Source organism: Pseudomonas ulcerans, from assembly GCF_036324125.1.
Taxonomy (GTDB): Bacteria; Pseudomonadota; Gammaproteobacteria; order Pseudomonadales; family Pseudomonadaceae; genus Aquipseudomonas; species Aquipseudomonas ulcerans.
Window position 1 is genome coordinate 1 of record NZ_JAZDQN010000054.1, and the last position, 23,505, is coordinate 23,505.

Consider the following 23,505-nt stretch of genomic DNA (forward strand, 5'->3'; position numbering starts at 1 on the left):
GACAGGGCCACCAGCTTGTGGTCGAAGCCCTGGTGCACGCGGTAGGAAATGGCGCGGTCGTTGAACAGCGAGGCGAAGACTTCCTTGGCGGCGCGGATCACGTTGTCCACGCCACGGATGTTGAGGAAGGTCTCTTGCTGGCCGGCGAAGGAAGCGTCCGGCAGGTCTTCGGCGGTGGCGGAAGAACGCACGGCCACGGCCATGTTCTCGTTGCCGTTGGCCATGGCAGCGAAGGCAGTGCGGATCTCGGCGTCGAGGCGCGCCGGGAACTCGGCTTCCATCACCCACTGGCGGATCTGCGCGCCGGTCTTGGCCAGGGCGTTGACGTCGTCTACGTCCAGGGCGTCGAGGGCCGCGTGGATCTTGTCGTTCAGGCCGCTCTGCTCAAGGAAATCACGGTACGCCTGAGCCGTAGTGGCAAAGCCGCCAGGGACTGAAACAGCAGCACCCGATACGCCGGCGCCCGCGAGGTTACTGATCATCTCGCCCAGGGATGCGTTCTTGCCCCCCACATGCTCCACATCATGGACGCCGAGCTTATCGAGGGAAACTACGTACTCAACCACGTTTGACTCTCCGGTAGACATTGCAGGCAGGCTCAGCGCTGCGAAAGCGCGGCACGTTGTTGGTGGCTTGTGGCGTGCGTCCTTCTCTGATGGATCACGCCCAGGCAGATGATCATCACGGCCAGCAGCCCGGTGGCGGTGATCTCCGAGCGATAGGCCGGGATGAAGAACATGCCGATCAGTGCACCGCTGATGAACAGGATCACTGCCCAGGTCAGCCACGGGAACAGCCACATGCGAAACGCCGGCAACGTGCCTGCGGCCATCAGCTTCCTGCGCAGGCACAGCTGCGAGATGGCGATGACCAGGTAGACGAGCAGGGCAACGGCACCGGAGGTGGAAAGCAGGAACTTGAACACGTTCTCGGGGGCGAAGTAGTTGATGCAGGTCGCCACGATGCCGATCACCGTCGAACCCGCTACCGCGGCAAGTGGCACGTTGGCCTTGGTGGTGTACTTGTACAGGCGTGGCGCATCACCGCGTTTGGCCAGCGAGTAGAGCATGCGCGAGGCGGTGTACACCTGGGAGTTCATGCAACTGGCGACCGCCAGCAGGACGACGATGTCGATGACCAGGTTGGCGTTGGGGATGTTCATGATCTCCAGCGCCCGCTGGAACGAGCCGACTTCCGGCAGGCGCGGGTCGTTCCAGGGCACGACGGACAGGATCATCAGGATCGACAGCAGGTAGAAGACGCAGATGCGCCAGACCACCGAGTTGGTGGCGCGAGTGATCTGCCGCGCCGGGTTCTTCGACTCTGCCGCGGCGATGGTCACCACTTCGGCGCCGATGAAGCTGAACATGGTGGTCAGCATGGCGCCGATGACCGCAGAGAGTCCGTTCGGTGCGAAGCCGCCATGCTCGGCCATCAACTGCCCGATGCCGCTGACCTCGCGCTCGGGCAGCAGGCCCATGAGTGCCGCGGCGCAGAGCGCGATGAAGGCAATGATGGCGACGATCTTGATCAGGCCGAACCAGAACTCGAATTCGCCGTAGCGGGCGACGCTGAAGAAGTTGGAGCAGGTCAGCAGGACGATCACGGCCAGGGCGGTGATCCAGGTGTCGAGGGCCGGCACCCAGGCATGGATGATGTTCGCTGCCGCGATGGCTTCCAGCGGGATCGCCAGGACCCAGAACCACCAGTACAGCCAGCCGATGCTGAAACCGGCCCAGGGGCCGATGGCGCGGTCGGCGTAGGTGGAGAACGAGCCGGTATCGGGCGAGGCCACCGCCATTTCACCCAGCATGCGCATCACCAGCACCACCAGGGCGCCGGTGAAGACATAGGCCAGGATCACAGCGGGGCCGGCCTTGGCGATCGCATGCCCGGAAAACACGAACAGGCCGGCGCCGATCACCCCGGCGATCGACAACATGGTGACGTGACGCTGTTTCAAGCCAGGTGCAAGGGAGGAATTGGACATGGATAGACTCGTTGATTGTTATTGGAGCGTTCTGATCCGAAACGCGGACGCGGCAGTGCAAGCAAGGGCGGGTGCTGGTGGCTCGATGGCAAGAGCCAGTGATGTCGGTGGCCTCCAGTCAGGCCCCAGGGAAGGGCGTGGATCACTGATCCGCACAGTGTGGCGGGAAATAATTGGTGAGTTAAATCCATTTTTTCTCACATTAATATGTGTTTTTACTGTCGTGAAACAACCGTTGGTTTAGGCGTGAAACACTCGTTTGAATTGAGTTTTGCAGGTCGGTAATACCGCTGTTGACAGCCTCCATCTTAGTTTTTATTTTGAATGCAGTCATGCACACAAAATCGCATGCAGCAATGCGTCCTACCTTCCTGCCAAAAACAATCAATATCAGTGAGGTCAACAATGGTTCGTTCAATTTCGTCTTCTCTCAAAGCCCTGGTCGTTTGCGCCGGGCTGTCCGCTGGCATGCTTGCCCAGGCTGCGGAAACCTCGGTATGGAAGGACGTGCAGAAAGCCGGCGTACTGCGTTGCGGCGCTGCGGTGGCCGCGCCTTATGTGATGCGCGATGCTGCGACCAGCGCCTATAGCGGCTATTTCGTCGACCTGTGCCGCGATTTCGGCGAGAAGGTGCTGAAGGTCAAGGTCGAGTTCGTCGACACCAACTGGGACAACCTGGTGGCGGGCCTGCAAAGCAGCAAATGGGATCTGGCCATGGCCCTCAACCAGACGCCTGAGCGCGCCCTGGCCGTAGCCTTCACTGTGCCGGCCACCGACTACCAGGTGTCGCTGCTGGTGAACAAGGACAATCCCAAGCTGGCTGAGGTCAAGGACGATATCGCTGCCCTCGACAAGCCCGAGGTCACCTTCGCCGTGATGTCCGGCACGGCCCAGGACAAGGCCATTTCATCGGTGGTCAGCAAAGGCAAGATCATGCGTTTGCCGGGCATGGATGAAGCGCGGCTGGCGGTGATGTCCAAGCGCGCCGACGTGCTGGTCGATGCCAGCGATACCAACCACCTGTTCGCCCTGGCCAACCCCGACTGGACCCGTGAAATCCTGCCCAAGCCGGCACTGGCCAAGCAGGGCGTGTCCTTCGGCGTGCGCCGCGATATCTCGCCTGCCGACCTCCAGGTGTTGAACATCTACTTGACCCAGCGTCGCGAGACCGGCGATATCCAGAGGCTGGTCGACCAGGCCTCCAGCGAGGCCAACGCCCTGGCCAAATAGCGTCCGCATTGCGCATTGCCGTGTGCTTCGTCGAGGCACACGGCATTTCTCTTTTTCCAGACCTGCAAGGTGAGCACAGATGAGTGATTTCAAGCGGCCCCTCGATGGCCAGACCGTCCTGGTAACCGGTGCCTCGGGTGGCATTGGCGCGGCGATCGTCGAACAGCTGGTGGCCGAAGGCGCCCGCGCGCTGATCCATTACAGCCGCGATGCCGAGGGTGCCCGGGCTCTGCTGGCGCGCATTGGTGGGAAGGGCTGGATCGTCCAGGGCGACCTCAGCGACGAAGCCGGCCCCGAGCGCCTGTGGCACGCAGCGCTGGAACTGGCGGGCGGGCGCATCCACGCCTTGGTCAACAACGCCGGCATCCGCACCGAGATTCCCCTCGACGCAGCGCCCGCCGAATGGCGTGCGGCCTGGCGTCGCGAGTTCCAGGTCAACTTCTTCGCCGCCGCCGACCTGAGTCGCGAGGCGGTCCTGCATTTCCGTGCCCAGGGTGGCGGTCGCATCATCACCATGGCCAGTCGTGCGGCCCAGCGCGGCTATGCCGCCGATGCCTTGCCCTACGGCACCAGCAAGGCGGCGTTGATCAACCTGAGCAAGTCCCTGGCGCGCAGTGTGGCGGGGGAGGGCATCGTGTCGGTCGCCATCGCGCCGGGCTGGGTGCGGACGGACATGGCCGAGCAGTTCGTCGCCCAGCATGGCGAAGCGGCGGCAGTGGCCGACATCCCGGTCGGGCGCATGGCGGCCCCTGCGGAAATTGCCGAGCTGGTGGCCTTCGCCCTGCGTCCGTCGCAGGCTTCGCTCAATGGCGCGACCCTTGACGTCAACGGCGGCAGCTATATCCGCTAAGGGCTTTCGCAGATCCAGGGCGTGATAACGGCTTGATGGCCACGCCCCGGATGGTTTGTCGAGCCGATGGTCAGCCAGAACCCTGTTGTCCGTTCATCGATATCTTGTGCCCTTGTAGCGTTAGCCGGAACAGGGCCGCAGCCGTAAGATTCGCAGACACATGTTGGCTTCAGGATCTTCGTCATGGCCCGTTCCCGGCTTTTACCCGATAACTTCACACTTACCCTGGTGGCGGTGGTGCTTACCGCGACCTTCCTTCCGGCACAGGGCCAGATCGCGGTTGCATTCGACTGGATCACCGACCTCGCCATCGGCCTGCTGTTCTTCCTTCATGGCGCCAAGCTGTCCCGACAAGCGATTGTCGCGGGCGCGGGTCACTGGCGGCTTCACTCCCTGGTGTTTCTCTGCACCTTCGTGCTGTTCCCGCTGCTCGGACTTGCCCTGAAGCCCGTGCTGGTGCCGCTGGTAGGCAACGAGCTGTACAAGGGCTTCCTGTACCTGTGTGCCTTGCCGGCGACGGTCCAGTCGGCCATCGCCTTCACCTCGCTGGCCAGGGGCAATATTCCCGCAGCGATCTGCAGCGCGGCGGCATCGAGCCTGATTGGCATCTTCATCACGCCAGTGCTCGTGGCCTTGTTGATGGGCGTGCATGGCGACGGCGGCTCGACCCTCGACGCGATCGGCAAGATCAGCGTTCAACTGCTCCTGCCGTTCGTGGCCGGCCAGGTGGCGCGGCGCTGGATTGGCGACTGGGTAGGGCGCAACAAGGCATGGCTCAAGTTCGTTGACCAGGGCTCCATCCTGCTGGTGGTGTTTTCCGCCTTCAGTGCGGCCGTGGTGGGTGGCTTGTGGCAGCAAGTACCGCCTTTGGTCCTGGTCGGCATCGTGCTCGGCTGCTGCCTGTTGCTGGCCCTGGCCCTGGGTATCACCGCCGTGCTTGGCAAATGGCTGGGCTTCAGTCTCGAAGACCGCATCACCATCCTGTTCTGCGGCTCGAAGAAAAGCCTGGCGACCGGCGTGCCCATGGCGCAGGTGCTGTTCGCCGGCAGCAGCATCGGTGTGCTGATTCTTCCGCTGATGCTGTTCCACCAGATCCAGCTCATGGTCTGTGCCTCGTTGGCGCAACGTTATGCGCGGCGACCGGATGAACAGGCGGATGTGGCGGCTCTCGAACGGCAGGGGCGTCAGTCCAGGGGTTGATGCACCGGAACAGTCCGTGACGGCCCCTGCCTCGATGTCAGCGCAGACTGCGCTGACGTCAACAGCTCGATCCAAAGTACGGACTGAGGCGTTGGCTGAAATGCGGCAGAAACAAAAAAGCCCTGAATAATCAGGGCTTTGATGAATAAATTTGGCGGAAGCGTAGAGATTCGAACTCTAGGATAGTTGCCCATCGACGGTTTTCAAGACCGTTGCCTTAAACCACTCGGCCACGCTTCCACTATGTCATGCGGGCGCCATCATACCGAAATGAAACAAGCTGTCAAACTCTCTAAGTGGCCGGTTTCCAGGCCTCTGTTATGATCTTTGCAACTCAACGTTTCAAAACCCACAGGAGTGTCGCCATGCGCGAACAGGATTATGCCGTCCACCACGGCCTGCAGGCCGATCAGCAAGAAGTCAGCAAGGTCCTGCGCAACACCTACGGCCTGCTGGCCCTGACCCTGGTCTTCAGTGCCGTCATGGCCTACGTCGCACAGCAGATGCGCGTCGGCTACCCCAACATCTTCGTCGTACTCATCGGTTTCTACGGTCTGTTCTTCCTCACCGCCAAGCTGCGTGACTCGGCCTGGGGCCTGGTTTCCACCTTCGCCCTGACCGGTTTCATGGGCTTCCTGCTCGGCCCGATCCTCAACCGCTACCTGGGCATGGCCGGCGGCGCCGAAGTGGTCAGCTCGGCCTTCGCCATGACCGCCCTGGTGTTCGGTGGCCTGTCGGCCTACGTGCTGATCACCCGCAAGGACATGAGCTTCCTCAGCGGCTTCATCACCGCCGGCTTCTTCGTCCTGCTGGGCGCCGTGGTCGCGAGCTTCTTCTTCCAGATCAGCGGCCTGCAACTGGCGATCAGCGCTGGCTTCGTGCTGTTCTCGTCGGTCTGCATCCTCTTCCAGACCAGCCAGATCATCCACGGCGGCGAGCGCAACTACATCATGGCCACCATCAGCCTGTATGTATCGATCTACAACCTGTTCATCAGCCTGCTGCAACTGTTCGGCATCATGAGCTCGGACGACTGATTCACCCGTTGACAAGAAACCCGCTTCGGCGGGTTTTTTCATGCCTCCATGAAGACAGACGAGCGGAGCACGCCACGCCTGAACCTCCTTTCAAACCGGGGTCCAACGTAGGCAGGCGACCGCTTTGCCTGCCTGGAGACATTCAAATGAAACGTAAAGCCGCGTGGGTCGTGATTCTGTCTGGCATCTTGTTGCTCAGTGGTTGCTGGCCGTATTGGCATGACGGCAGGCATCACCGGCACTACGACGATGGAGGCCACTACCATCGCTACTGATGCCAGCCCGGCTGCCCTGAACATCGCGCCCTGTCGCGGTGCGCAATGCTCCATGAAGGCGCAGCGCGAAAACCCAAGCGCCTTCATCGTTCTCTGAAAGCCCCGCAAAACGGGGCTTTCCTCTTCCCATCCGCACTTGGCACGCCTCTGGCATCAGTTCCCCCCGTGCGGGAGCAGCGCGAGCTGAATTGCACCACAATCCGAAAATGGTCGGCTAGGGTTCCGGTCCGCTTCAGCGGGCGTCTGGACCGAGAGCCGACGACCTCCAGTCGAGGTTACACGGCGGGATAAAAGCCCGGGAGACAGACCACTCACTAGCAATGAGTGAAGTGCTGCTCCTGGTCCGCCCACCGTCAACTGGAGTCACTCCATGCGAAAGTCCCTGCTTTCCGCCTTCTTCGCCGCAGGCCTGGTCCTGCTGGCCAGCCCCCCTTCGAAAGCCGCGGCCAAGACCGATTTCGACGTCTGCTGGACCATCTACGCCGGCTGGATGCCGTGGGAATACGCTGCCGCCGAGGGCATCGTCGACAAATGGGCGAGCAAGTACGGCATCCATATCAAGCTCACCCAGGTCAACGACTACGTCGAGTCGATCAACCAGTACACCGCCGGCCAGTTCGACGGCTGCGCGATGACCAACATGGACGCCCTGACCATCCCCGCCGCCGGCGGCGTCGACAGCACGGCGCTGATCGTCGGCGACTTCTCCAACGGCAACGATGGCGTGGTGCTCAAGGGCAACGGCAAGACGGTCAAGGACCTCAAGGGCATGAACGTCAACCTGGTCGAGCTCTCGGTATCCCATTACCTGCTGGCCCGGGCTCTGGATTCCGCCGGCCTGCGGGAAAAGGACCTGAAGGTGGTCAACACCTCCGATGCCGACATCGCCGCCGCCTTCGACACCGCCGACGTGCAGGCGGTGACCACCTGGAACCCGATGCTGGAAGAGGTGAAGAACAAGCCGGGGGTGACCCAGGTGTTCGACTCCAGCCGCATCCCCGGCGAGATCCTCGACCTGATGGTGGTCAACACCCAGGTCCTGCAGGACAACCCGGCCCTGGGCAAGGCCCTGACCGGCGCCTGGTACGAAGTGATGGCGCTGCTGGCCGGCAGTTCGCCGCAGCGTCAGGCCGCCGTCGAGCACATGGCCAAGGCCTCCGGCACCGACCTCGATGGCTTCGAGAGCCAGCTCTCCACCACCTACCTGTTCGACACGCCGCAGGCCGCGCTGACCTTCGTCAACAGCACCGAGTTGCCGAAGACCATGGACAAGGTCGCCGCCTTCTCCTTCGACCATGGCCTGCTGGGCGAGGGCGCCAAGGACAGCAAGGCGGTGGGCATGAGCTTCGCCAACCAGGTGATCGTCGGCGACCGCGCCAACCTCAAGCTGCGCTTCGACCCGACCTGGCTGCAGATGGCCGTCGACGGTTCGCTGTGAGCGAGGGACAGACCATGCGCCTGATCAACCGTCATCCCGACCGGCCTTCGCGGTTGTTGCTGATGATCCTGCCGTTCGCCCTGGTGCTCTGCGCCTATTTCCTCGGCTCGGCGCAGCGGCTGGCCGACAACCCCAACGACAAGCTGCTGCCCGGCGCCGCGCAGATGGGTGCGGCGGTGCAGCGCATGGCCCTGGTCGAGGACAAGCGCAGCGGCAGCTACCTGCTGTGGCAGGACACCGCGTCCAGCCTGCAGCGCCTCGGCGCGGGGCTGGCGATCAGCGCCGGCCTGGGCCTGTGCCTGGGCATCGCCGCCGGGACCGTGCCGTTGCTCGGCGCGCCGCTGTCGCCGCTGCTGGTGGTGCTGTCGATGATCCCGCCACTGGCGATACTGCCGATCCTGTTCATCGTCTTCGGCCTCGGCGAGCTGTCCAAGGTGATGCTGATCGTCATCGGCATCACCCCGGTGCTGGCCCGCGACCTGGAACAGCGCGCCCGGGAAATCCCCGCCGAGCTGCTGATCAAGGCGCAGACCCTCGGCGCCAGCACCTGGACCCTGATCCTGCGGGTGATCCTGCCGCAGTTGCTGCCACGCCTGCTGATCGCCCTGCGCCTGGTGCTGGGCTCGGCCTGGCTGTTCCTGATCGCGGCGGAGGCCATCGCCTCGGAAGACGGCCTCGGCTACCGGATCTTCCTGGTGCGCCGCTACCTGGCGATGGACGTGATCCTGCCCTACGTGGTGTGGATCACCGCGCTCGCCTGGCTCACCGACTGGCTGCTGAAGACCCTGGCCCGACGCGCCTTCCCCTGGTACGAGGGGGCACGGGCATGAGCTTCATCCAGGTCAACAACGTCTGGCAGGAATACGGCGAGCACGTGGTGCTCGAAGGCCTCGACCTGAGCATCGCCGAAGGCGAGTTCTGCACCATGGTCGGTGCCTCGGGCTGCGGCAAGTCGACCTTCCTGCGCCTGCTGCTGGGCCAGGAACGGCCGAGTCGCGGGCAGATCCTGCTCGACGGCGCGCCGCTGTCCGCCGAGCCCGATGCGGAGCGTGGCGTGGTGTTCCAGCGCTATTCGGTATTCCCGCACCTGAGCGTGCTGGACAACGTCGCCCTCGGCCTGGAGCTGCCGCGTGCGCCGCTGCTGGGGCGGCTGTTCGGCCGCGACAAGCGCGAGGCGCGGGAACAGGCCGCGGCGCTGCTGGGCAAGGTCGGCCTGGCCCACGCGCTGAACAAGTACCCCAGCCAGCTCTCCGGCGGCATGCAGCAGCGCCTGGCCATCGCCCAGGCGCTGATCATGAAACCCCGCGTGCTGCTGCTCGACGAGCCCTTCGGTGCCCTTGACCCGGGCATCCGCAAGGACATGCACGCCTTGCTCCTGGAGCTGTGGCGGGAAACCGGCGTGACCGTGTTCATGGTCACCCACGACCTCAGCGAGGGCTTCAGCCTCGGCACCCGCCTGCTGGTGTTCGACAAGGTCCGCCACGACCCCCACGCGCCCACCGCGTTCGGATCCCGCGTCACCTACGACCTGCCGCTCAACGGCAAACGACTCACGGCCCGGGCGCCCGCGCCTGCGCTTCTTCAATCGCATTCCGGAGGTCGACCATGACCCACACCCATCCTTTCGCCGAGGAACTGCTGCCCGGCGGCGGCCACCTGTCCTTCGTCCTCAAGCGCGGGCAACTGGTGCGCTTCACCGACGTCGAGGGCGGCGCCAACGTCAGCCTGATGCTGTTCAACGCCAACGAAAAGAGCGAGCGCCTCAACCTGCCGGACAGTCTCAAGTGCCAGCACACGGCCAAGCTCACCGCCGGCCACTGCCTGTACTCCGACATGGGCCGGGTCCTGGCCGCCATCACCCACGACAGCTGCGGCTGGAGCGACAGCATCGGCGGTGTGCTCAATGCCGAGGAAGTCGCGCAGAAGTACGGCATCGGCCGCTACCAGGAACTGCGCAACGGCTTCCACCGCAACGGCAACGACAACCTGCTGGTGGAGATGGGCAAGTGGGACCTGGGCCTGTCCGACCTGAGTATGCCGCTCAACCTGTTCAGCCGCGTCGATGTCGCTGCCGACGGCACGCTGCGCTTCGTCGAGGGCAATTCCAGGGCAGGCGACAGCATCGACCTGTACGCGCCGATGGACACCCTGGTGGTCGTCACCGCGCTGCAGCATCCCATGGACCCGGCGCCGGACTACGCACCGAAGCCGGTGCAACTCACCTTCGCCCAGGCCGACGCCAGCGTCGCCGAGGCCTGCCGTACCTCGCGCCCGGAAAACGAGCGCGGCTTCCTCAACACCCAGCGGCTGTTCGCCTGAGGACCCAGCGATGACTCCATCCCACCTGCAAGCAGACACCGCGGTGTACCGCGCCACCATTCCCGCCGGCGAGCCCTGGCTCACCGAGGTCAAGGCCGGGCAGACCCTGCGCATCCTCGACCTGCAAGGCAACCAGGCCGTCGACACCCTGTTCTACAGCGCCAGCAACCCCCGCGAACGCTATGACGTGCAGCGCACCCTGCGGCGCCAGGGCAATGTCTACCTGGGCGTCGGCAGCGTGCTGTATTCCAACCTCGGCCGGCCGATGCTGACCATCGTCGAGGACAACTGCGGCCGCCACGACACCCTCGGCGGCGCCTGCGCCCAGGAAAGCAACACGGTGCGCTACGCCCTGGACAAGCGCCACATGCACAGCTGCCGCGACAACTACCTGCGCGCCTGCTGCCACGACGGCCGCCTGGGCAAGCGCGACATCAGTCCCAACATCAACTTCTTCATGAACGTCCCGGTGACCCCGGAAGGCGGCCTGACCTTCGAGGACGGCATCTCCGCCGCCGGCAAGTACGTGCAGTTGAAGGCGCACATGGACGTGATCGTGCTGATCTCCAACTGTCCGCAGTTGAACAACCCGTGCAACGGCTACAACCCGACCCCGGCGGAGTTGCTGGTATGGAACTGAAGACCCTGTGGCGCTCCGTCCGCCAATGCCTCTTTACCGCCTGCCAGGCCCGTTTCGGGCAACTGAAGAGCGACAAGCACGCCTGATTGCCGTCCGGGGACGACCCCAGGACCTCCTAACAACTGCGGGACGGCCCGCAACCCCTTCGGGGACGTTGTCATGTTCGAGAAACTGCTGATCGCCAACCGTGGCGCCATTGCCTGCCGCGTCCTGCGGACCCTGCGCGAGCTGAAGGTCCAGGGTGTCGCGGTGTATTCCGAGGCCGACCTCGCCAGTCGCCATATCGTCGAGGCCGACCAGGCCATCAGCCTGGGGGAGGGCGCCGCCGCCGGCACCTACCTCGCGGTCGACAAGATCCTCGCCGCGGCCCGCGACAGCGGCGCCCAGGCGATCCATCCGGGCTACGGCTTCCTGTCCGAGAACGCCGCCTTCGCCGAAGCCTGCGAGGCCGCCGGGCTGATGTTCGTCGGCCCGACGCCGGAGCAGCTGCGCCTGTTCGGTCTCAAGCACACCGCCCGCGACCTGGCGCGGCAGCAGGGCCTGCCGCTGCTGGAAGGCACCGACTTGTTGGACAGCCTTGACGACGCCTTGGGCGCCGCCAGCACGGTCGGCTACCCGGTGATGCTGAAAAGCACCGCGGGCGGTGGCGGCATCGGCATGCGCGTGTGCCGCTCGGCGGCGGAGCTGGAGGATGCCTTCGAGGCGGTGAAACGCCTCGGGCAGAACAACTTCAGCGATGCCGGAGTGTTTATCGAGAAGTACATCGAGCGCGCCCGTCACCTGGAGGTGCAGGTGTTCGGCGACGGTTTGGGCGAGGTCCTGGCCCTGGGCGTGCGCGACTGCTCGGTACAGCGGCGCAACCAGAAGGTGCTGGAGGAAACCCCGGCGCCGAACCTGCCCGAGGGCATGGCCGAGGCCCTGTGCGACGCGGCGATCCGCCTGGCCCGGGCCGTTGCCTATCGCAGCGCGGGCACCGTGGAATTCGTCTACGACAGCGATGCCGGGCACTTCTATTTCCTCGAAGTGAACACCCGCCTGCAGGTCGAGCACGGTGTCACCGAGCAGGTGTGGGGCGTCGATCTGGTGCGCTGGATGATCGAGCTGGCGGCCGGCGACCTGCCGCCCCTCGACCAGTTGGCTGCCGGCCTGCAGCCCTCCGGGCATGCCGTGCAGGCGCGGCTCTATGCCGAGGATCCGGGCAAGGACTTCCAGCCCAGCCCCGGCCTGCTCACCGCCGTGCGCTTCCCCGAGGCCGATGGCCAGGCGCTGCGCATCGACACCTGGGTCAGCGCCGGCTGCGAGATTGCGCCGTACTTCGACCCGATGATCGCCAAGGTGATCGCCTGGGCCGAGGACCGCGAGCAGGCACGCCAGGGTCTCCACCGTGCCCTGGGCAACAGCCAGGTCTACGGCGTGGAAACCAACCGCAACTACCTGCGGCAGATCCTCGACGACACCCCCTTCGTCAGCGGCCAGCCCTGGACCCGCTGCCTGGAGGGCCTGGCTTACCGCGCCGAGACTTTCGAAGTGCTCGCCGGCGGCACCCAGACCAGCGTCCAGGACTACCCCGGTCGCCTCGGCTACTGGGCGGTGGGCGTGCCGCCGTCCGGACCGATGGACAGCCGCGCCCTGCGCCTGGGCAACCTGCTGCTGGGCAACCCGCAAGGGGCCGCAGGGCTGGAAGTGACCATGAACGGGCCGACCCTGCGCTTCAATACCGACGCGGTGATCGCCGTGACCGGTGCCACGCTGCCGCTGACCCTGGATGGCCAGGCCATCGCCATGAACACCAGCGTGCGGGTCAAGGCCGGCAGCGTCGTCGGCCTGGGCAGCATCGCCGGTGCGGGCGCCCGCGCCTACCTGTGCGTGCGCGGTGGCATCCAGGTGCCGGAATACCTTGGCAGCCTGAGTACGTTCATGCTCGGCCAGTTCGGCGGGCATGGCGGTCGTGCGTTGCGAGCGGGGGATGTGCTGCACCTGGCGCCGTTGGCCGACCCGCATGCCGGTGACGTGCTGCCGGCGCAGCCGGAGCTGGCCGCGACGCGCCTGGTCCGGGTCATCTACGGGCCCCACGGTGCGCCGGAGTACTTCACCGAGGACTACATGCGTACCTTCTTCGCCACCGACTGGGAAGTGCATTTCAACTCCAGCCGCACCGGCGTGCGCCTGATCGGCCCGAAACCCGAGTGGGTCCGCGCCGACGGCGGCGAGGCCGGGCTGCACCCGTCGAACATCCACGACAACCCCTATGCCATCGGCGCGGTGGACTTCACCGGCGACATGCCGGTGATCCTCGGCCCCGATGGCCCCAGCCTGGGCGGCTTCGTCTGCCCGGTGACGGTGATCGAGGCCGACCTCTGGCAACTCGGCCAGCTCAAGGCCGGGGACAAGGTGCGCTTCCTGCCGACCTCGCTGGAAACCGCCCGGCAGCTGGCCTGCGCGGCGTTGCTGGACGAGCTGGCGCCGGTGCAGCCCGACGCCGAACTGCGTTCCCCGGTGGTGCTGGACATCGGCGCCGACGATCGCCGCCTGGTCGCCCGGCTGGCGGGGGACACCCACGTACTGCTGGAGATCGGCGCTGCCGAGCTGGACCTGGTCCTGCGCTTCCGCGGCCATGCCCTGATGCAGGCGCTGGAGGCTCGGGCCCTGGCCGGGGTGATCGACCTGACCCCGGGGATCCGCTCGCTGCAGGTCCACTACCAGCCGGAGCGCCTGCCCCTGGGCCACCTGCTGGAGGTCGTCGCCGGCGAGTGGCAGCAGGTCTGCAGCAGCGACGACCTGCAGGTGCCGTCGCGCATCGTCCACCTGCCGCTGTCCTGGGATGACCCGGCCTGCCAGCTGGCCATCGAAAAATACATGACCACCGTGCGCAAGGACGCGCCCTGGTGTCCGAGCAACCTGGAGTTCATCCGCCGCATCAACGACCTGCCGAATCTCGACGAGGTGCAGCGCACCGTATTCGACGCCAGCTACCTGGTCATGGGCCTGGGCGATGTCTACCTCGGTGCCCCGGTGGCCACGCCGCTGGACCCGCGCCATCGCCTGGTCACCACCAAGTACAACCCGGCGCGCACCTGGACCGCGGAAAACTCCGTGGGCATCGGCGGCGCCTACATGTGCGTGTATGGCATGGAAGGGCCCGGCGGCTACCAGTTCGTCGGCCGTACCCTGCAGATGTGGAACCGCTACCGCGAGGTCGCGGCGTTCGAGGGCAAGCCGTGGTTGCTGCGTTTCTTCGACCAGATCCGTTTCTACCCGGTCAGTGCCGGGGAGCTGGAGCGCATCCGCCGCGATTTCCCGCTGGGGCGCTTTGACCTGGCGATCGAGACCAGCCAGTTGCGCCTGGCCGACTACCAGGCCTTTCTTGCCGAAGAGGCCGACGGCATCCAGGCCTTCCGCACGCGCCAGCAAGGTGCCTTCGCCGCCGAGCGCCAACGCTGGATCGACACCGGCCAGGCCCATTTCGAGTCCACCGAAGCCGTGGTCGAGGCCAGCGAGGATGCGCCGTTGCCAGCCGGGCAGGTCGGCGTGGAAAGCACCATTGCCGGTAACCTCTGGCAGGTCCAGGTCGCCGTTGGCCAGCGGGTCGCGGCCGGGGACGCGCTGGTGGTGCTGGAGTCGATGAAGATGGAAATCCCGCTGCTGGCGCCTTGCGCCGGCGTGGTGCGCGAGGTGCGTGTCGAGCCGGGTTCGGCGGTGCGCGCGGGGCAACGGGTGGTGGTACTGGAAGGAGGTGAGGCATGAAGGTGAATCTGCAACTGGACGCCCTGCGCGCCAGCTACGTTGCTGGCGATCACTCGCCACGGGAGTTGATCCTGGCGTTGCGCGAGCGCGCGCAGCAGCTGAATCCGCGTTACAAGCTGTTCATCCACCTGCTCAGCGTGGAGGAACTGGAGCCCTACCTGGCGGCGCTGGAGGACGTGGCGCCGGAAAGTCTGCCGCTCTACGGCGTGCCGTTCGCGATCAAGGACAACATCGACCTTGCAGGTATTCCCACCACGGCAGCGTGCCCGGCATTCGCCTACGTGCCCGAGCGCTCGGCGACGGTGGTTGAGCAGCTGATCCGCCTGGGCGCAGTGCCGCTGGGCAAGACCAACCTCGACCAGTTCGCCACCGGCCTCAATGGCACCCGCTCGCCCTATGGCGCCTGCATCAACAGCGTGCTCGACGACTATCCCTCGGGCGGCTCCAGCGCCGGCTCGCCGCTGGCGGTGGCCCTGGGCCTGGCCAGCTTCGCCCTGGGCACCGATACCGCCGGCTCCGGCCGGGTACCGGCGGCGCTCAACGGGCTGGTCGGGCTCAAGGCCAGCAAGGGCCTGGTGTCCACGGCCGGCGTGGTGCCGGCCTGCCGGACCCTGGACTGCGTGACCACCTTCAGCGCCACCGCAGGCGAGGCCAGCCAGCTGCTGCAACTGCTGGCCGTGCAGGACCCACGTGACGAATACAGCCGGGCCAATGCCGGCTGGAACCTGGGCAGTGCCTTCGGCCGGGTCGGCGCTTTCCGCTTCGGCGTGCCGCGGCCGGCGGACCTGGAGTTCTTCGGCTGCGAGGAAGGCCCGGCGTTGTTCGCCGCGGCAGTCGAGCGCCTGCAGGCCCTGGGCGGCGAGGCGGTGAGCATCGACCTGTCGCCATTCCTCGAAGCGGCGCGCCTGCTGTACGACGGGCCCTGGGTTGCCGAGCGCTACAGCGTGGTCGGCGAACTGGCGAGGCGTCAGCCCGAAGCGGTGTTGCCGGTGATCCATGCGGTGCTGGCCAGGGCGCCTGAGGTCAGCGGGGTGGAGACCTTCCGTGCGCAGTACCGCCTGCAACAGCTGAAGGCCGAATGCGACCGCCAGCTGGCCGGCCTGGAATGCGTGCTGACGCCGACCATCGGCCGTCCGGTGACCCTGGCCGAACTGGCCGAGGAGCCGGTGCTGCGCAATGCCGAGCTGGGCTACTACACCAACTTCATGAACCTGCTGGACTACGCGGCGGTCGCCGTGCCCGCCGGGCACATGCTCAGTGGCCTGCCGTGGGGCGTCACCCTGTTTGGCCGGGCGTTCACCGACCAGTACCTGCTCAGCCTGGCGGCGGCGTTCCAGGGCGAGCCGGTGCCGGCCCGCGAGGCGCGCAACGACCAGGTACGCCTGGTGGTGTGCGGTGCCCACCTGGACGGCCTGGCGCTCAACTGGCAGCTGAAACAGCGCGGCGCCAGGCTGCTGGAAGCGACTTCCAGCGCGCCGAGCTATCGCCTGTACGCCCTGGCGGGCGGGCCGGTGCAGCGACCGGGGATGGTCCGGGTCGGCAGCGGTGGCGTGGCCATTTCCGTGGAAGTCTGGCAAGTGCCGAATGCGGCCCTTGGCGCCTTCCTCAGCGAGATCCCGGCACCGCTGGGGCTGGGCAAGGTCGAGCTCGGCGATGGGCGCTGGGAGACCGGGTTCATCTGCGAGGGGTATGGGCTGGAGGGTGCGCGGGATATCAGTGAGTGGGGCGGGTGGAGGGCGTGGTTGCAAGGGCAGGGGTGAGTCCCGTGCTCCGTTAGCCCTTCATGAGGCTGGCGTTTGGCGGTGGTCCTTGTGCGAGCGGGCGTCGCCCGCGATGGCGTTCATCCGGACGAGCTCACCGCCAAACGGCACGCAGGTTTCGCTCCCAACCTGTCACAAGGGCTTCAGCAGACAGTACCTGATCAGCTGATTCTCCACGCTTTGCTTCTGCCTCAATACCAGCATCACGGCGACGCTGTTGTCGGCTTCGTGCATTTCGTAGAACACCCTGTAACCGCCGGTATTGAGCTCGCGATACTGGAAAATTCCCAGCTCGCTCGCCTGAAAGCTGACTGGATAGCCGAGGGCCGTGTCGTTCAGCCTGTTGCCGATTTGATCCAGCAATTGCCCGACCTTGGCCAGGGCGATATCCGTTCCGTGATAGTCAGCCAAATAACTCACCAGGTCTTCGATGCTTTGTTGCGCGGTAGCTGTGTAGCGAATCGCAAGTCTGGACATCGATGCTCCTGGTCACTCGGGGCTGAACCTTTGCTTCAGGCGGTCCTTCAACTCATCGGTCGAACAGTGTTCACCTTGGGCATATTCGCGTGAACCAAGCGCGAGAAGCTTGACCAGTGCGATCGCTTCGTCGCGGCGCTTGCGCTCGGCGTACGACTCCACCACATAGGCAGGTACACCATTCTGGGTGACGACCAACGGCTCATCGAGCGGCAGGTCCGCCGCGTGCTTCTTCAAATAACTGATGGTTTCAACTCTCATGAGTCGGCTCCTCTGGGAATGCGTCGATGCCCTTGGCAAAAGCCTTCGCGTGAACCGCGCAGCGAGCGATGCCGCATCAATGGGGTGTGAGGCTAGCACAAATTCGGTCTGAATAAGGTCTTCCTCCCACCCTGCGGAGACGGGTGGCATCCCATGGTTTAGAAATTCCTGAACTGATTATTTGCCCCCAGCGATTCTTCCCACGCAGCCCCCTCGCCAGAATCCTCACGGACAACTACAAAAACCGTGAGTGCCACACTCGTGAACCAGACCCTTACGCGCGAAACCCAGGTGCTGCAGGCCGCCGCCGCCCTGGTCGATGCCTTCGCCAGCAATGACACCGACCGCTACTTCGACTGCTTCAGCGAAGACGCCAGCTTCCTCTTCCACACCGTCCCGCAGCCACTGATGTCGCGCCACGCCTACCAGCAACTCTGGGCGCAATGGCAGGCCGAAGGCTTCGCCGTGCTCGGCTGCCGGTCGAGCAACGCCCAGGTCAGCCTGCAGGGCGACGTGGCGATCTTCCTGCACGACGTCGCCACCCACCTGCGGGTCGGCGGCGAGGAGTTGCACCTGCAAGAGCGGGAAACCATCGTCTTCCGCCTGCACGGCGAGCGCTGGCTGGCCTGCCACGAGCACCTGTCGGCCCTGAGCGAAAGCTGATCCTTTTCCGGCGGCCTTGCCGCCACCTGCCAACGCACTCAAAAAAACAACCAGGCGCTGGAGCACCCTCATGAGCCATTCCTCCGGAATCGAAACCAACGGGGTCGAACAGATCCCCGACAACCAACGCGACGCCACCCCCCTGGACCTGTTCCGCCTGATCTTCGGCGGCGCCAATACCTTCGCCACCGCCGTGCTCGGCAGCTTCCCGGTGCTGTTCGGCCTGTCGTTCCAGGCCGGGGTCTGGGCGATCCTGCTGGGCGTCGGCGTCGGTGCGTTGATCCTCTCGCCCATGGGCCTGTTCGGCGCGCTCAACGGCACCAACAACGCCGTGTCGTCCGGCGCGCATTTCGGCGTGCACGGGCGGATCGTCGGCTCGTTCCTGTCGCTGCTCACCGCGGTGGCGTTCTTTTCCCTGTCGGTATGGAGCTCCGGCGATGCCCTGGTGGGCGGCGCCAAGCGCCTGGCCGGGCTGCCGGAAACCGACCTGACCCTGGGCCTGACCTACGGCCTGTTCGCCGTGCTGGTGCTGATCGTCTGCATCTTCGGCTTCCGCTTCATGCTGTGGGTCAACAAGATCGCCGTGTGGGCGTCGAGCCTGCTGTTCCTGCTGGGTATCTTCGCTTTTGCCGGGCCTTTCGACGCGGGCTTCGCCGGTAGCGTCAACCTCGGCCAGCCGGGCTTCTGGGCGGCGTTCATCGGCTCGGCGCTGCTGGCCATGAGCAACCCGGTGTCGTTCGGCGCCTTCCTCGGCGACTGGTCGCGCTACATCCCCAGGGAGACGCCGAAGGCGCGGATCATGCTGGCGGTGATCGCCTCGCAGGTCGGCACCCTGATTCCGTTCCTCTTCGGCCTGTGCACCGCGACCCTGGTAGCCAGCAACGCCCCGCAGTACATCGAGGCGAACAACTATGTGGGCGGCCTGCTGGCCATCTCGCCGACCTGGTTCTTCCTGCCGGTGTGCCTGATCGCGGTGATCGGCGGCATGTCCACCGGCACCACGGCGCTGTATGGCACCGGCCTGGACATGTCCAGCGTGTTCCCGCGCCTGCTCAGCCGCGCCGGCGCGACCCTGCTGATCGGCATCCTCGCCATCGCCTTCATCTTCATCGGCCGCTTCACCTTCAACCTGGTGCAGAGCGTGTCCACCTTCGCCGTGCTGATCATCACCTGCACCAGCCCGTGGATGGTGATCATGATCCTCGGCCTGATCACCCGCCGCGGCTTCTACCACGCCGACGACCTGCAAGTGTTCACCCGTGGCGAGCGCGGTGGTCGCTACTGGTTCAACCATGGCTGGAACTGGCGCGGCATGGGCGCCTGGATCCCCAGCGCGATCATCGGCCTGTGCTTCGTCAACCTGCCGGGGCAGTTCGTCGGCAGCCTCGGCGAGCTGGCCGGCGGCATCGATATCAGCCTGCCGATCACCCTGGGCCTGGCCGCCGTGCTGTACCTGACCCTTATCAATCTTTTCCCCGAACCCGCCGCGGTGTATGGCCCCAAGGGCCCGCGCTGGGTATTTCGCAAACCGGCGGCGTGCGCGTCGCTGACGACTGCCGAAACGGCCTGACTGGAGCTGCACATGACTCATTACATCGATGGCCGCTGGGTGGATGGCGCTACCGCCGATTGCATCAAGGTATTCGACCCGTCCCTGGGCGAGCCCTTCGCCGAACTGCTGGCCGCCAGCGCGACCCAGGTCGACCAGGCCGTCGCCGCGGCGCGCAAGGCCCTGCCGGCCTGGAAAACCCTCGACGTGGCGACCCGCGCCGGTTACCTGCGTGGCTTCGCCGAACAGCTTGGCCAGCGCCGCGAGGAACTGATCGCCCTGCAGATGCGCAACAACGGCAAGCCGCGGCATGAAGCGGAAGTCGACCTGGACGATGCGGTCGCCACCTTCGGCTACTACGCCGACCTGGTGGAGCAGCAGGCGCAGAAGGACTGCAACGTGGCCCTGGCCGCACCGGGCTTCAGCGCCCGGACTCGCCTGGAACCGGTGGGCGTGGTCGGCCTGATCGTGCCGTGGAACTTCCCGCTGGTGACCAGCGCCTGGAAACTCGCTCCGGCCCTGGCCGCCGGCTGCACCGTGGTGCTCAAGCCATCGGAGATCACCCCGCTGATCGAGCAGAGCTACGGCCGCATCGCCGAGACCCTGGGCCTGCCGGCGGGCGTGCTGAACATCGTGGTGGGCAAGGCCGAGACCGGCATCGCCCTGAGCAACCACAACGGCCTGGACAAGTTGTCCTTCACCGGCAGCAACACCGTGGGCAGCCAGGTGATGCGCAGCGCTTCGGCGCAGTGCCGGCCGGTGACCCTGGAGCTGGGCGGCAAGTCGGCCATCGTGGTGTTCGACGACTGCGACCTGGACCAGGCGGTGGACTGGATCGTCGCCGGTATCTGCTGGAACGCCGGGCAGATGTGCTCGGCCACCTCGCGCCTGCTGATCCAGGAAGGCATTGCCGATGCCTTGCTGGAACGCTTGGCGGCAGCGCTGGAGAGACTGCGGGTCGGCAATCCGCTGACCGAGGAAGTCGACATGGGCCCGCTGACCAGCCAGGGCCAGTGGCTCAAGGTGGCGGCGTACTTTGCGATTGCGAAGGAAGAAGGCCTGAAGTGCCTGGCCGGCGGCCAGCCGCTGGACCGCGCCGGCTGGTTCGTCAGCCCGACGCTGTATGCCGATGTGCCGGCGGACAGCCGCCTGTGGGTCGAGGAGATCTTTGGCCCGGTGCTGTGCAGCCAGCGTTTCCGCAGCGAGGAAGAAGCGATTGCCCTGGCCAACGACAGCCGTTTCGGTCTGGTCGCGACCGTGGTCAGTGCTGATCTGGAGCGCGCCGAACGGGTTGCCGATGCCCTGGAAGTGGGGCATGTGTGGATCAACTCGATCCAGGCGGTGTTCGTCGAGACGTCATGGGGCGGCACCAAGGGCAGCGGCATCGGCCGCGAGCTGGGGCCCTGGGGGTTGTCGGCGTATCAGTCGGTCAAGCATGTGACCCGTTGCCTGGGGTGAGGACTGATGCAGGGGCCGGCAGGCCCCTGCTTATCCATAACTAACGGATGTCATCGGGGATCGGCGTAGTACTTCATGCCGACGCCTTTCTGCAGTTCGAAAGTGATGCTGGCATCGCCTAGCAGCACTGTCTCACCATCGGCCAATTTCGACATCTGGTTGTAGACGTCGTCGGTAATCGCATTCTTTTGGGTCGCGGCCAGCGCTGCCGATGACAATCGAGTCATGTGTGTGAAGGCGTTCATGTCGTTTCCGAATTCGCCTTTGACAAAGACGCGATAGATCTTTCCGTTGCTCTTCGAAATCGCTGCGTACGCCGTGGTATACGGGTCGAGACTCGTTTCGAGAACGTCGTATTCCTTGCCTTCGATGATGGTATTTGGATCGACCCAAGGATGATGCTCCCATTCTCTGAGCAGCGGATTGAGCCGTGCGGCGTACTGTTCCGGGGTCAGGTCGAAAGTTTTTGGATTCGGCGGCAGTACTCCCAAGGACTGCAATACAACGACCAGTGCCACGGTCAGGGCAAAGCCGCCAATACAACCTGCCAGATGGCGAAACACGCCGCCTTTTCCCTTTTGCTTGCAGATCCAGACAATTGCGATCCAGAAGCCGATCCACAGACCGATTTCGAAGTTTGCTAAATGTTCACCCAGCATCGTGCCTCCTTCCCTGATTCTCTTTCCGTCGCGTCGACGGATCTGTGTCGGTTTAGCGTCGCGGATGATGGCTAATGGTTATCATCTTGGCAACACCATTCCATACTGAGGATCAAGGGCTCTTCGCGAGCAGGCTCACGCCTGTGGAGCGGCACGCAAGTCACTGATTCAACTGAGCTTAAGGATAGGGGGCCGAGTGCGTCGCGGGCTTTGCCCGCGACGCGCGTAGGGATCTACACAACTCTGGATAACTGGCCGAATCCTTGTGGGAGCGAGCTTGCTCGCGAACGGCGGCGAAGCCGTCGTAAAACCTAAGTCCGCAATTTGCCTGACACTCTAAAAGGGTATGGTTTTGGGGCCGCTTTGCGGCCCTTCGCGACGGTTCGGCGCCCCGACGAGCTCGCTCCCACGATCAGTGAAAGTTCTCTGCGCGACAGCGCAGCTTCAAAGGCTGGGTGGACTCCCACATCATCTGGACTGCGTTTTAGTTGCGATCCAGCCAAACCGTCTGCGCATTGCAGAACTCGCGCACGCCGAAGTGCGACAGCTCGCGGCCGAAACCACTCTTCTTCACGCCACCGAAGGTCACCCGCGGATCGCTGGCGCAGTAGCCGTTGATGAAGATGCCGCCGGTATCCAGCTCTTCCACCAGTTGCTCGGCCAGTGCCACGTTGGCGGTGTAGATGGTCGATGCCAGGCCGAACTCGCTGTCGTTGGCCAGTTCCAGCGCATGTCGCGCATCCCGGGCGGTGATGATCGAGGCCACCGGGCCGAACAGCTCTTCCTTGAACGAGGTCATCTGGTCGGTGACATCCGCCAGCACGGTCGGCAGGTAGTAGTTGCCTTCACCGTCGGCCTTGCCCCCCCCCAGCAGCAGGGTCGCGCCTTCGGCGAGGGTCGCCTGCACCTGGCCGTCCAGTTCGTCACGCAGGTCGAAGCGGGCCATCGGGCCGATGTAGGTGTCGCCATTGCGCGGATCACCCATCACCAGCTCGCGGGTCAGGGCGACGAACTTCTCGGTGAAGGCCTCGACGATGCCTTCCTCGACGATCAGGCGCTTGGCCGCGGCGCAGACCTGGCCGGTGTTCTGGTAGCGACCGATCACCGCGGCCTTCACCGCTTCGTCGAGGTTGGCGTCGTTGAGCACGATGAACGGGTCGGAGCCGCCCAGCTCCAGCACGCATTTCTTCAGCGCGGCGCCGGCCTGGGCACCGATGGCGGTACCGGCGCGGACGCTGCCGGTCAGGGTCACGGCGGCGATGCGCGGGTCGGCGATGGCCTTGGACACGCCATCAGGGGTGACGTTGATCACCTCGAACACGCCCTCCGGGAAGCCGGCGCGCTTGAACGCTTCCAGCAGCAGGTAGGCGCTGCCCATCACGTTCGGCGCGTGCTTGAGCACGTAGGTGTTGCCGGCCAGCAGGGCGGGTACGGCACCGCGCAGCACCTGCCAGATCGGGAAGTTCCACGGCATCACCGCCAGCAGCGGGCCCAGTGGACGATACTCGATGCGCGCCTTGCCCACCGGCACCGGTGCGGCTTCCGGCGCCAGCATGGCCGGGCCGTTTTCCGCGTACCATTCGCAGAGCTGGGCGCATTTCTCGATTTCGCCACGGGCCTGGGCAACCGGCTTGCCCATCTCGTCGGTGATCATCAGGGCCATCGCTTCGGCGTTATCCCGCAGGGCCACGGCGAGATCACCCAGCCTGGCCACGCGGCCGTCCAGCGGCGTGCGGCGCCAGACCGCGTAGCCGGCAGCGGCACGGGCCAGGGCGGCGTCGAGTGCGGCGGCGCTTTCATAGGGATAGGCGCCGATCTGCTCGCCAGTGGCAGGGTTGATCGACAAGGCATGGGTCTGGTGGCTGATCACGGTCATTTTTGGCGTTCTCGTGGACGGTGTGTAACGAGGAGCCTACTGCGTTGTATGTTTCCCTGAAACTGAATAATACTGAGCG

General features: G+C 65.1%; 20 protein-coding genes, 1 tRNA gene and 1 riboswitch. Of the genes, 14 read left to right on the plus strand and 7 right to left on the minus strand.

Annotation, left to right across the window (positions count from 1 at the left end; all coding sequences use genetic code 11):
- A partial coding sequence (locus V0R59_RS28475) for a PEP/pyruvate-binding domain-containing protein (protein ID WP_330105854.1) occupies window positions 1-566 on the minus strand: 566 nt, incomplete at its 3' end.
- A gap of 32 nt (window positions 567-598) precedes the next feature.
- The gene (gabP, locus tag V0R59_RS28480) at window positions 599-1,990 is read right to left on the minus strand and encodes a GABA permease (RefSeq protein ID WP_330077876.1); all 1,392 of its coding nucleotides are present in this window, start codon (window positions 1,988-1,990) and stop codon (window positions 599-601) included.
- 405 nt (window positions 1,991-2,395) lie between these two features.
- Between gabP and V0R59_RS28485 the strand changes: the two genes are divergently transcribed.
- From V0R59_RS28485 to V0R59_RS28495, 3 genes are all read left to right on the plus strand, one after another.
- Window positions 2,396-3,220: a transporter substrate-binding domain-containing protein gene (locus V0R59_RS28485; RefSeq protein ID WP_330077875.1), complete on the plus strand. Its 825-nt coding sequence runs from the start codon at window positions 2,396-2,398 to the stop codon at window positions 3,218-3,220.
- A 79-nt stretch (window positions 3,221-3,299) separates the two neighbouring features.
- Entirely contained in the window at window positions 3,300-4,070 is a 771-nt protein-coding gene (locus tag V0R59_RS28490) for an SDR family NAD(P)-dependent oxidoreductase (protein ID WP_330077874.1), read from the plus strand.
- Window positions 4,071-4,253: 183 nt separating this feature from the next.
- Window positions 4,254-5,270 (plus strand): bile acid:sodium symporter family protein, encoded by a 1,017-nt coding sequence (locus tag V0R59_RS28495; RefSeq protein WP_330077873.1) that lies wholly within the window; start codon window positions 4,254-4,256, stop codon window positions 5,268-5,270.
- A 152-nt stretch (window positions 5,271-5,422) separates the two neighbouring features.
- Here the strand turns inward: V0R59_RS28495 and V0R59_RS28500 are convergent.
- A tRNA-Ser gene (locus V0R59_RS28500) sits at window positions 5,423-5,510 on the minus strand.
- A 125-nt stretch (window positions 5,511-5,635) separates the two neighbouring features.
- On the opposite strand from V0R59_RS28500, the gene V0R59_RS28505 reads away from it, so the two are divergent.
- The 8 genes from V0R59_RS28505 to atzF all read left to right on the plus strand — a co-directional run bounded on the left by V0R59_RS28505 (window position 5,636) and on the right by atzF (window position 16,483).
- Window positions 5,636-6,307: a Bax inhibitor-1/YccA family protein gene (locus tag V0R59_RS28505; protein ID WP_330077872.1), complete on the plus strand. Its 672-nt coding sequence runs from the start codon at window positions 5,636-5,638 to the stop codon at window positions 6,305-6,307.
- 478 nt (window positions 6,308-6,785) lie between these two features.
- A riboswitch (guanidine-I (ykkC/yxkD leader) is annotated at window positions 6,786-6,886 on the plus strand.
- A gap of 66 nt (window positions 6,887-6,952) precedes the next feature.
- Window positions 6,953-8,020 (plus strand): putative urea ABC transporter substrate-binding protein, encoded by a 1,068-nt coding sequence (locus V0R59_RS28510; RefSeq protein ID WP_330077871.1) that lies wholly within the window; start codon window positions 6,953-6,955, stop codon window positions 8,018-8,020.
- 14 nt (window positions 8,021-8,034) lie between these two features.
- Window positions 8,035-8,850 carry an ABC transporter permease gene (locus V0R59_RS28515; protein ID WP_330077870.1) on the plus strand — a complete coding sequence of 272 codons (816 nt, stop codon included), beginning with the start codon at window positions 8,035-8,037 and terminating at the stop codon, window positions 8,848-8,850.
- Window positions 8,847-9,629 carry an ABC transporter ATP-binding protein gene (locus tag V0R59_RS28520; protein ID WP_330077869.1) on the plus strand — a complete coding sequence of 261 codons (783 nt, stop codon included), beginning with the start codon at window positions 8,847-8,849 and terminating at the stop codon, window positions 9,627-9,629. The genes V0R59_RS28515 and V0R59_RS28520 overlap by 4 nt, the downstream gene beginning before the upstream one ends.
- Window positions 9,626-10,339: an urea amidolyase associated protein UAAP1 gene (locus V0R59_RS28525; protein ID WP_330077868.1), complete on the plus strand. Its 714-nt coding sequence runs from the start codon at window positions 9,626-9,628 to the stop codon at window positions 10,337-10,339. The genes V0R59_RS28520 and V0R59_RS28525 overlap by 4 nt, the downstream gene beginning before the upstream one ends.
- Before the next feature lie 10 nt (window positions 10,340-10,349).
- The gene (locus tag V0R59_RS28530) at window positions 10,350-10,979 is read left to right on the plus strand and encodes an urea amidolyase associated protein UAAP2 (protein ID WP_330077867.1); all 630 of its coding nucleotides are present in this window, start codon (window positions 10,350-10,352) and stop codon (window positions 10,977-10,979) included.
- Window positions 10,980-11,138: 159 nt separating this feature from the next.
- On the plus strand, window positions 11,139-14,723 hold the full coding sequence (uca, locus tag V0R59_RS28535) for an urea carboxylase (RefSeq protein WP_330077866.1): 3,585 nt from the start codon (window positions 11,139-11,141) through the stop codon (window positions 14,721-14,723).
- Entirely contained in the window at window positions 14,720-16,483 is a 1,764-nt protein-coding gene (atzF, locus tag V0R59_RS28540; RefSeq protein ID WP_330077865.1) for an allophanate hydrolase, read from the plus strand. The genes uca and atzF overlap by 4 nt, the downstream gene beginning before the upstream one ends.
- Before the next feature lie 132 nt (window positions 16,484-16,615).
- On the opposite strand, the gene V0R59_RS28545 is transcribed toward atzF, so the two are convergent.
- Window positions 16,616-16,960 (minus strand): type II toxin-antitoxin system RelE/ParE family toxin, encoded by a 345-nt coding sequence (locus V0R59_RS28545; protein ID WP_330077864.1) that lies wholly within the window; start codon window positions 16,958-16,960, stop codon window positions 16,616-16,618.
- 12 nt (window positions 16,961-16,972) lie between these two features.
- The gene (locus V0R59_RS28550; protein ID WP_330077863.1) at window positions 16,973-17,221 is read right to left on the minus strand and encodes a hypothetical protein; all 249 of its coding nucleotides are present in this window, start codon (window positions 17,219-17,221) and stop codon (window positions 16,973-16,975) included.
- Between the two features lie 261 nt (window positions 17,222-17,482).
- On the opposite strand from V0R59_RS28550, the gene V0R59_RS28555 reads away from it, so the two are divergent.
- From V0R59_RS28555 to V0R59_RS28565, 3 genes are all read left to right on the plus strand, one after another.
- Window positions 17,483-17,884: a YybH family protein gene (locus V0R59_RS28555; protein ID WP_330077862.1), complete on the plus strand. Its 402-nt coding sequence runs from the start codon at window positions 17,483-17,485 to the stop codon at window positions 17,882-17,884.
- Window positions 17,885-17,954: 70 nt separating this feature from the next.
- Window positions 17,955-19,454: a purine-cytosine permease family protein gene (locus V0R59_RS28560; RefSeq protein WP_330077861.1), complete on the plus strand. Its 1,500-nt coding sequence runs from the start codon at window positions 17,955-17,957 to the stop codon at window positions 19,452-19,454.
- Window positions 19,455-19,460: 6 nt separating this feature from the next.
- On the plus strand, window positions 19,461-20,891 hold the full coding sequence (locus V0R59_RS28565; RefSeq protein WP_330077877.1) for an aldehyde dehydrogenase family protein: 1,431 nt from the start codon (window positions 19,461-19,463) through the stop codon (window positions 20,889-20,891).
- A 50-nt stretch (window positions 20,892-20,941) separates the two neighbouring features.
- Here the strand turns inward: V0R59_RS28565 and V0R59_RS28570 are convergent, their stop codons facing one another.
- Window positions 20,942-21,550 carry a hypothetical protein gene (locus V0R59_RS28570; protein WP_330077860.1) on the minus strand — a complete coding sequence of 203 codons (609 nt, stop codon included), beginning with the start codon at window positions 21,548-21,550 and terminating at the stop codon, window positions 20,942-20,944.
- Between the two features lie 484 nt (window positions 21,551-22,034).
- On the minus strand, window positions 22,035-23,426 hold the full coding sequence (locus tag V0R59_RS28575) for an aldehyde dehydrogenase family protein (protein WP_330077859.1): 1,392 nt from the start codon (window positions 23,424-23,426) through the stop codon (window positions 22,035-22,037).
- Window positions 23,427-23,505 lie beyond the last annotated feature (79 nt).

Bases quoted from the DNA above. Each gene is read 5' to 3' on its own strand.
- gabP (WP_330077876.1), bottom strand. From the start codon at position 1,990: ATGTCCAATTCCTCCCTTGCACCTGGCTTGAAACAGCGTCACGTCACC.
- V0R59_RS28485 (WP_330077875.1), top strand. From the start codon at position 2,396: ATGGTTCGTTCAATTTCGTCTTCTCTCAAAGCCCTGGTCGTTTGCGCC.
- V0R59_RS28490 (WP_330077874.1), top strand. From the start codon at position 3,300: ATGAGTGATTTCAAGCGGCCCCTCGATGGCCAGACCGTCCTGGTAACC.
- V0R59_RS28495 (WP_330077873.1), top strand. From the start codon at position 4,254: ATGGCCCGTTCCCGGCTTTTACCCGATAACTTCACACTTACCCTGGTG.
- V0R59_RS28505 (WP_330077872.1), top strand. From the start codon at position 5,636: ATGCGCGAACAGGATTATGCCGTCCACCACGGCCTGCAGGCCGATCAG.
- V0R59_RS28510 (WP_330077871.1), top strand. From the start codon at position 6,953: ATGCGAAAGTCCCTGCTTTCCGCCTTCTTCGCCGCAGGCCTGGTCCTG.
- V0R59_RS28515 (WP_330077870.1), top strand. From the start codon at position 8,035: ATGCGCCTGATCAACCGTCATCCCGACCGGCCTTCGCGGTTGTTGCTG.
- V0R59_RS28520 (WP_330077869.1), top strand. From the start codon at position 8,847: ATGAGCTTCATCCAGGTCAACAACGTCTGGCAGGAATACGGCGAGCAC.
- V0R59_RS28525 (WP_330077868.1), top strand. From the start codon at position 9,626: ATGACCCACACCCATCCTTTCGCCGAGGAACTGCTGCCCGGCGGCGGC.
- V0R59_RS28530 (WP_330077867.1), top strand. From the start codon at position 10,350: ATGACTCCATCCCACCTGCAAGCAGACACCGCGGTGTACCGCGCCACC.
- uca (WP_330077866.1), top strand. From the start codon at position 11,139: ATGTTCGAGAAACTGCTGATCGCCAACCGTGGCGCCATTGCCTGCCGC.
- atzF (WP_330077865.1), top strand. From the start codon at position 14,720: ATGAAGGTGAATCTGCAACTGGACGCCCTGCGCGCCAGCTACGTTGCT.
- V0R59_RS28545 (WP_330077864.1), bottom strand. From the start codon at position 16,960: ATGTCCAGACTTGCGATTCGCTACACAGCTACCGCGCAACAAAGCATC.
- V0R59_RS28550 (WP_330077863.1), bottom strand. From the start codon at position 17,221: ATGAGAGTTGAAACCATCAGTTATTTGAAGAAGCACGCGGCGGACCTG.
- V0R59_RS28560 (WP_330077861.1), top strand. From the start codon at position 17,955: ATGAGCCATTCCTCCGGAATCGAAACCAACGGGGTCGAACAGATCCCC.
- V0R59_RS28570 (WP_330077860.1), bottom strand. From the start codon at position 21,550: ATGCTGGGTGAACATTTAGCAAACTTCGAAATCGGTCTGTGGATCGGC.
- V0R59_RS28575 (WP_330077859.1), bottom strand. From the start codon at position 23,426: ATGACCGTGATCAGCCACCAGACCCATGCCTTGTCGATCAACCCTGCC.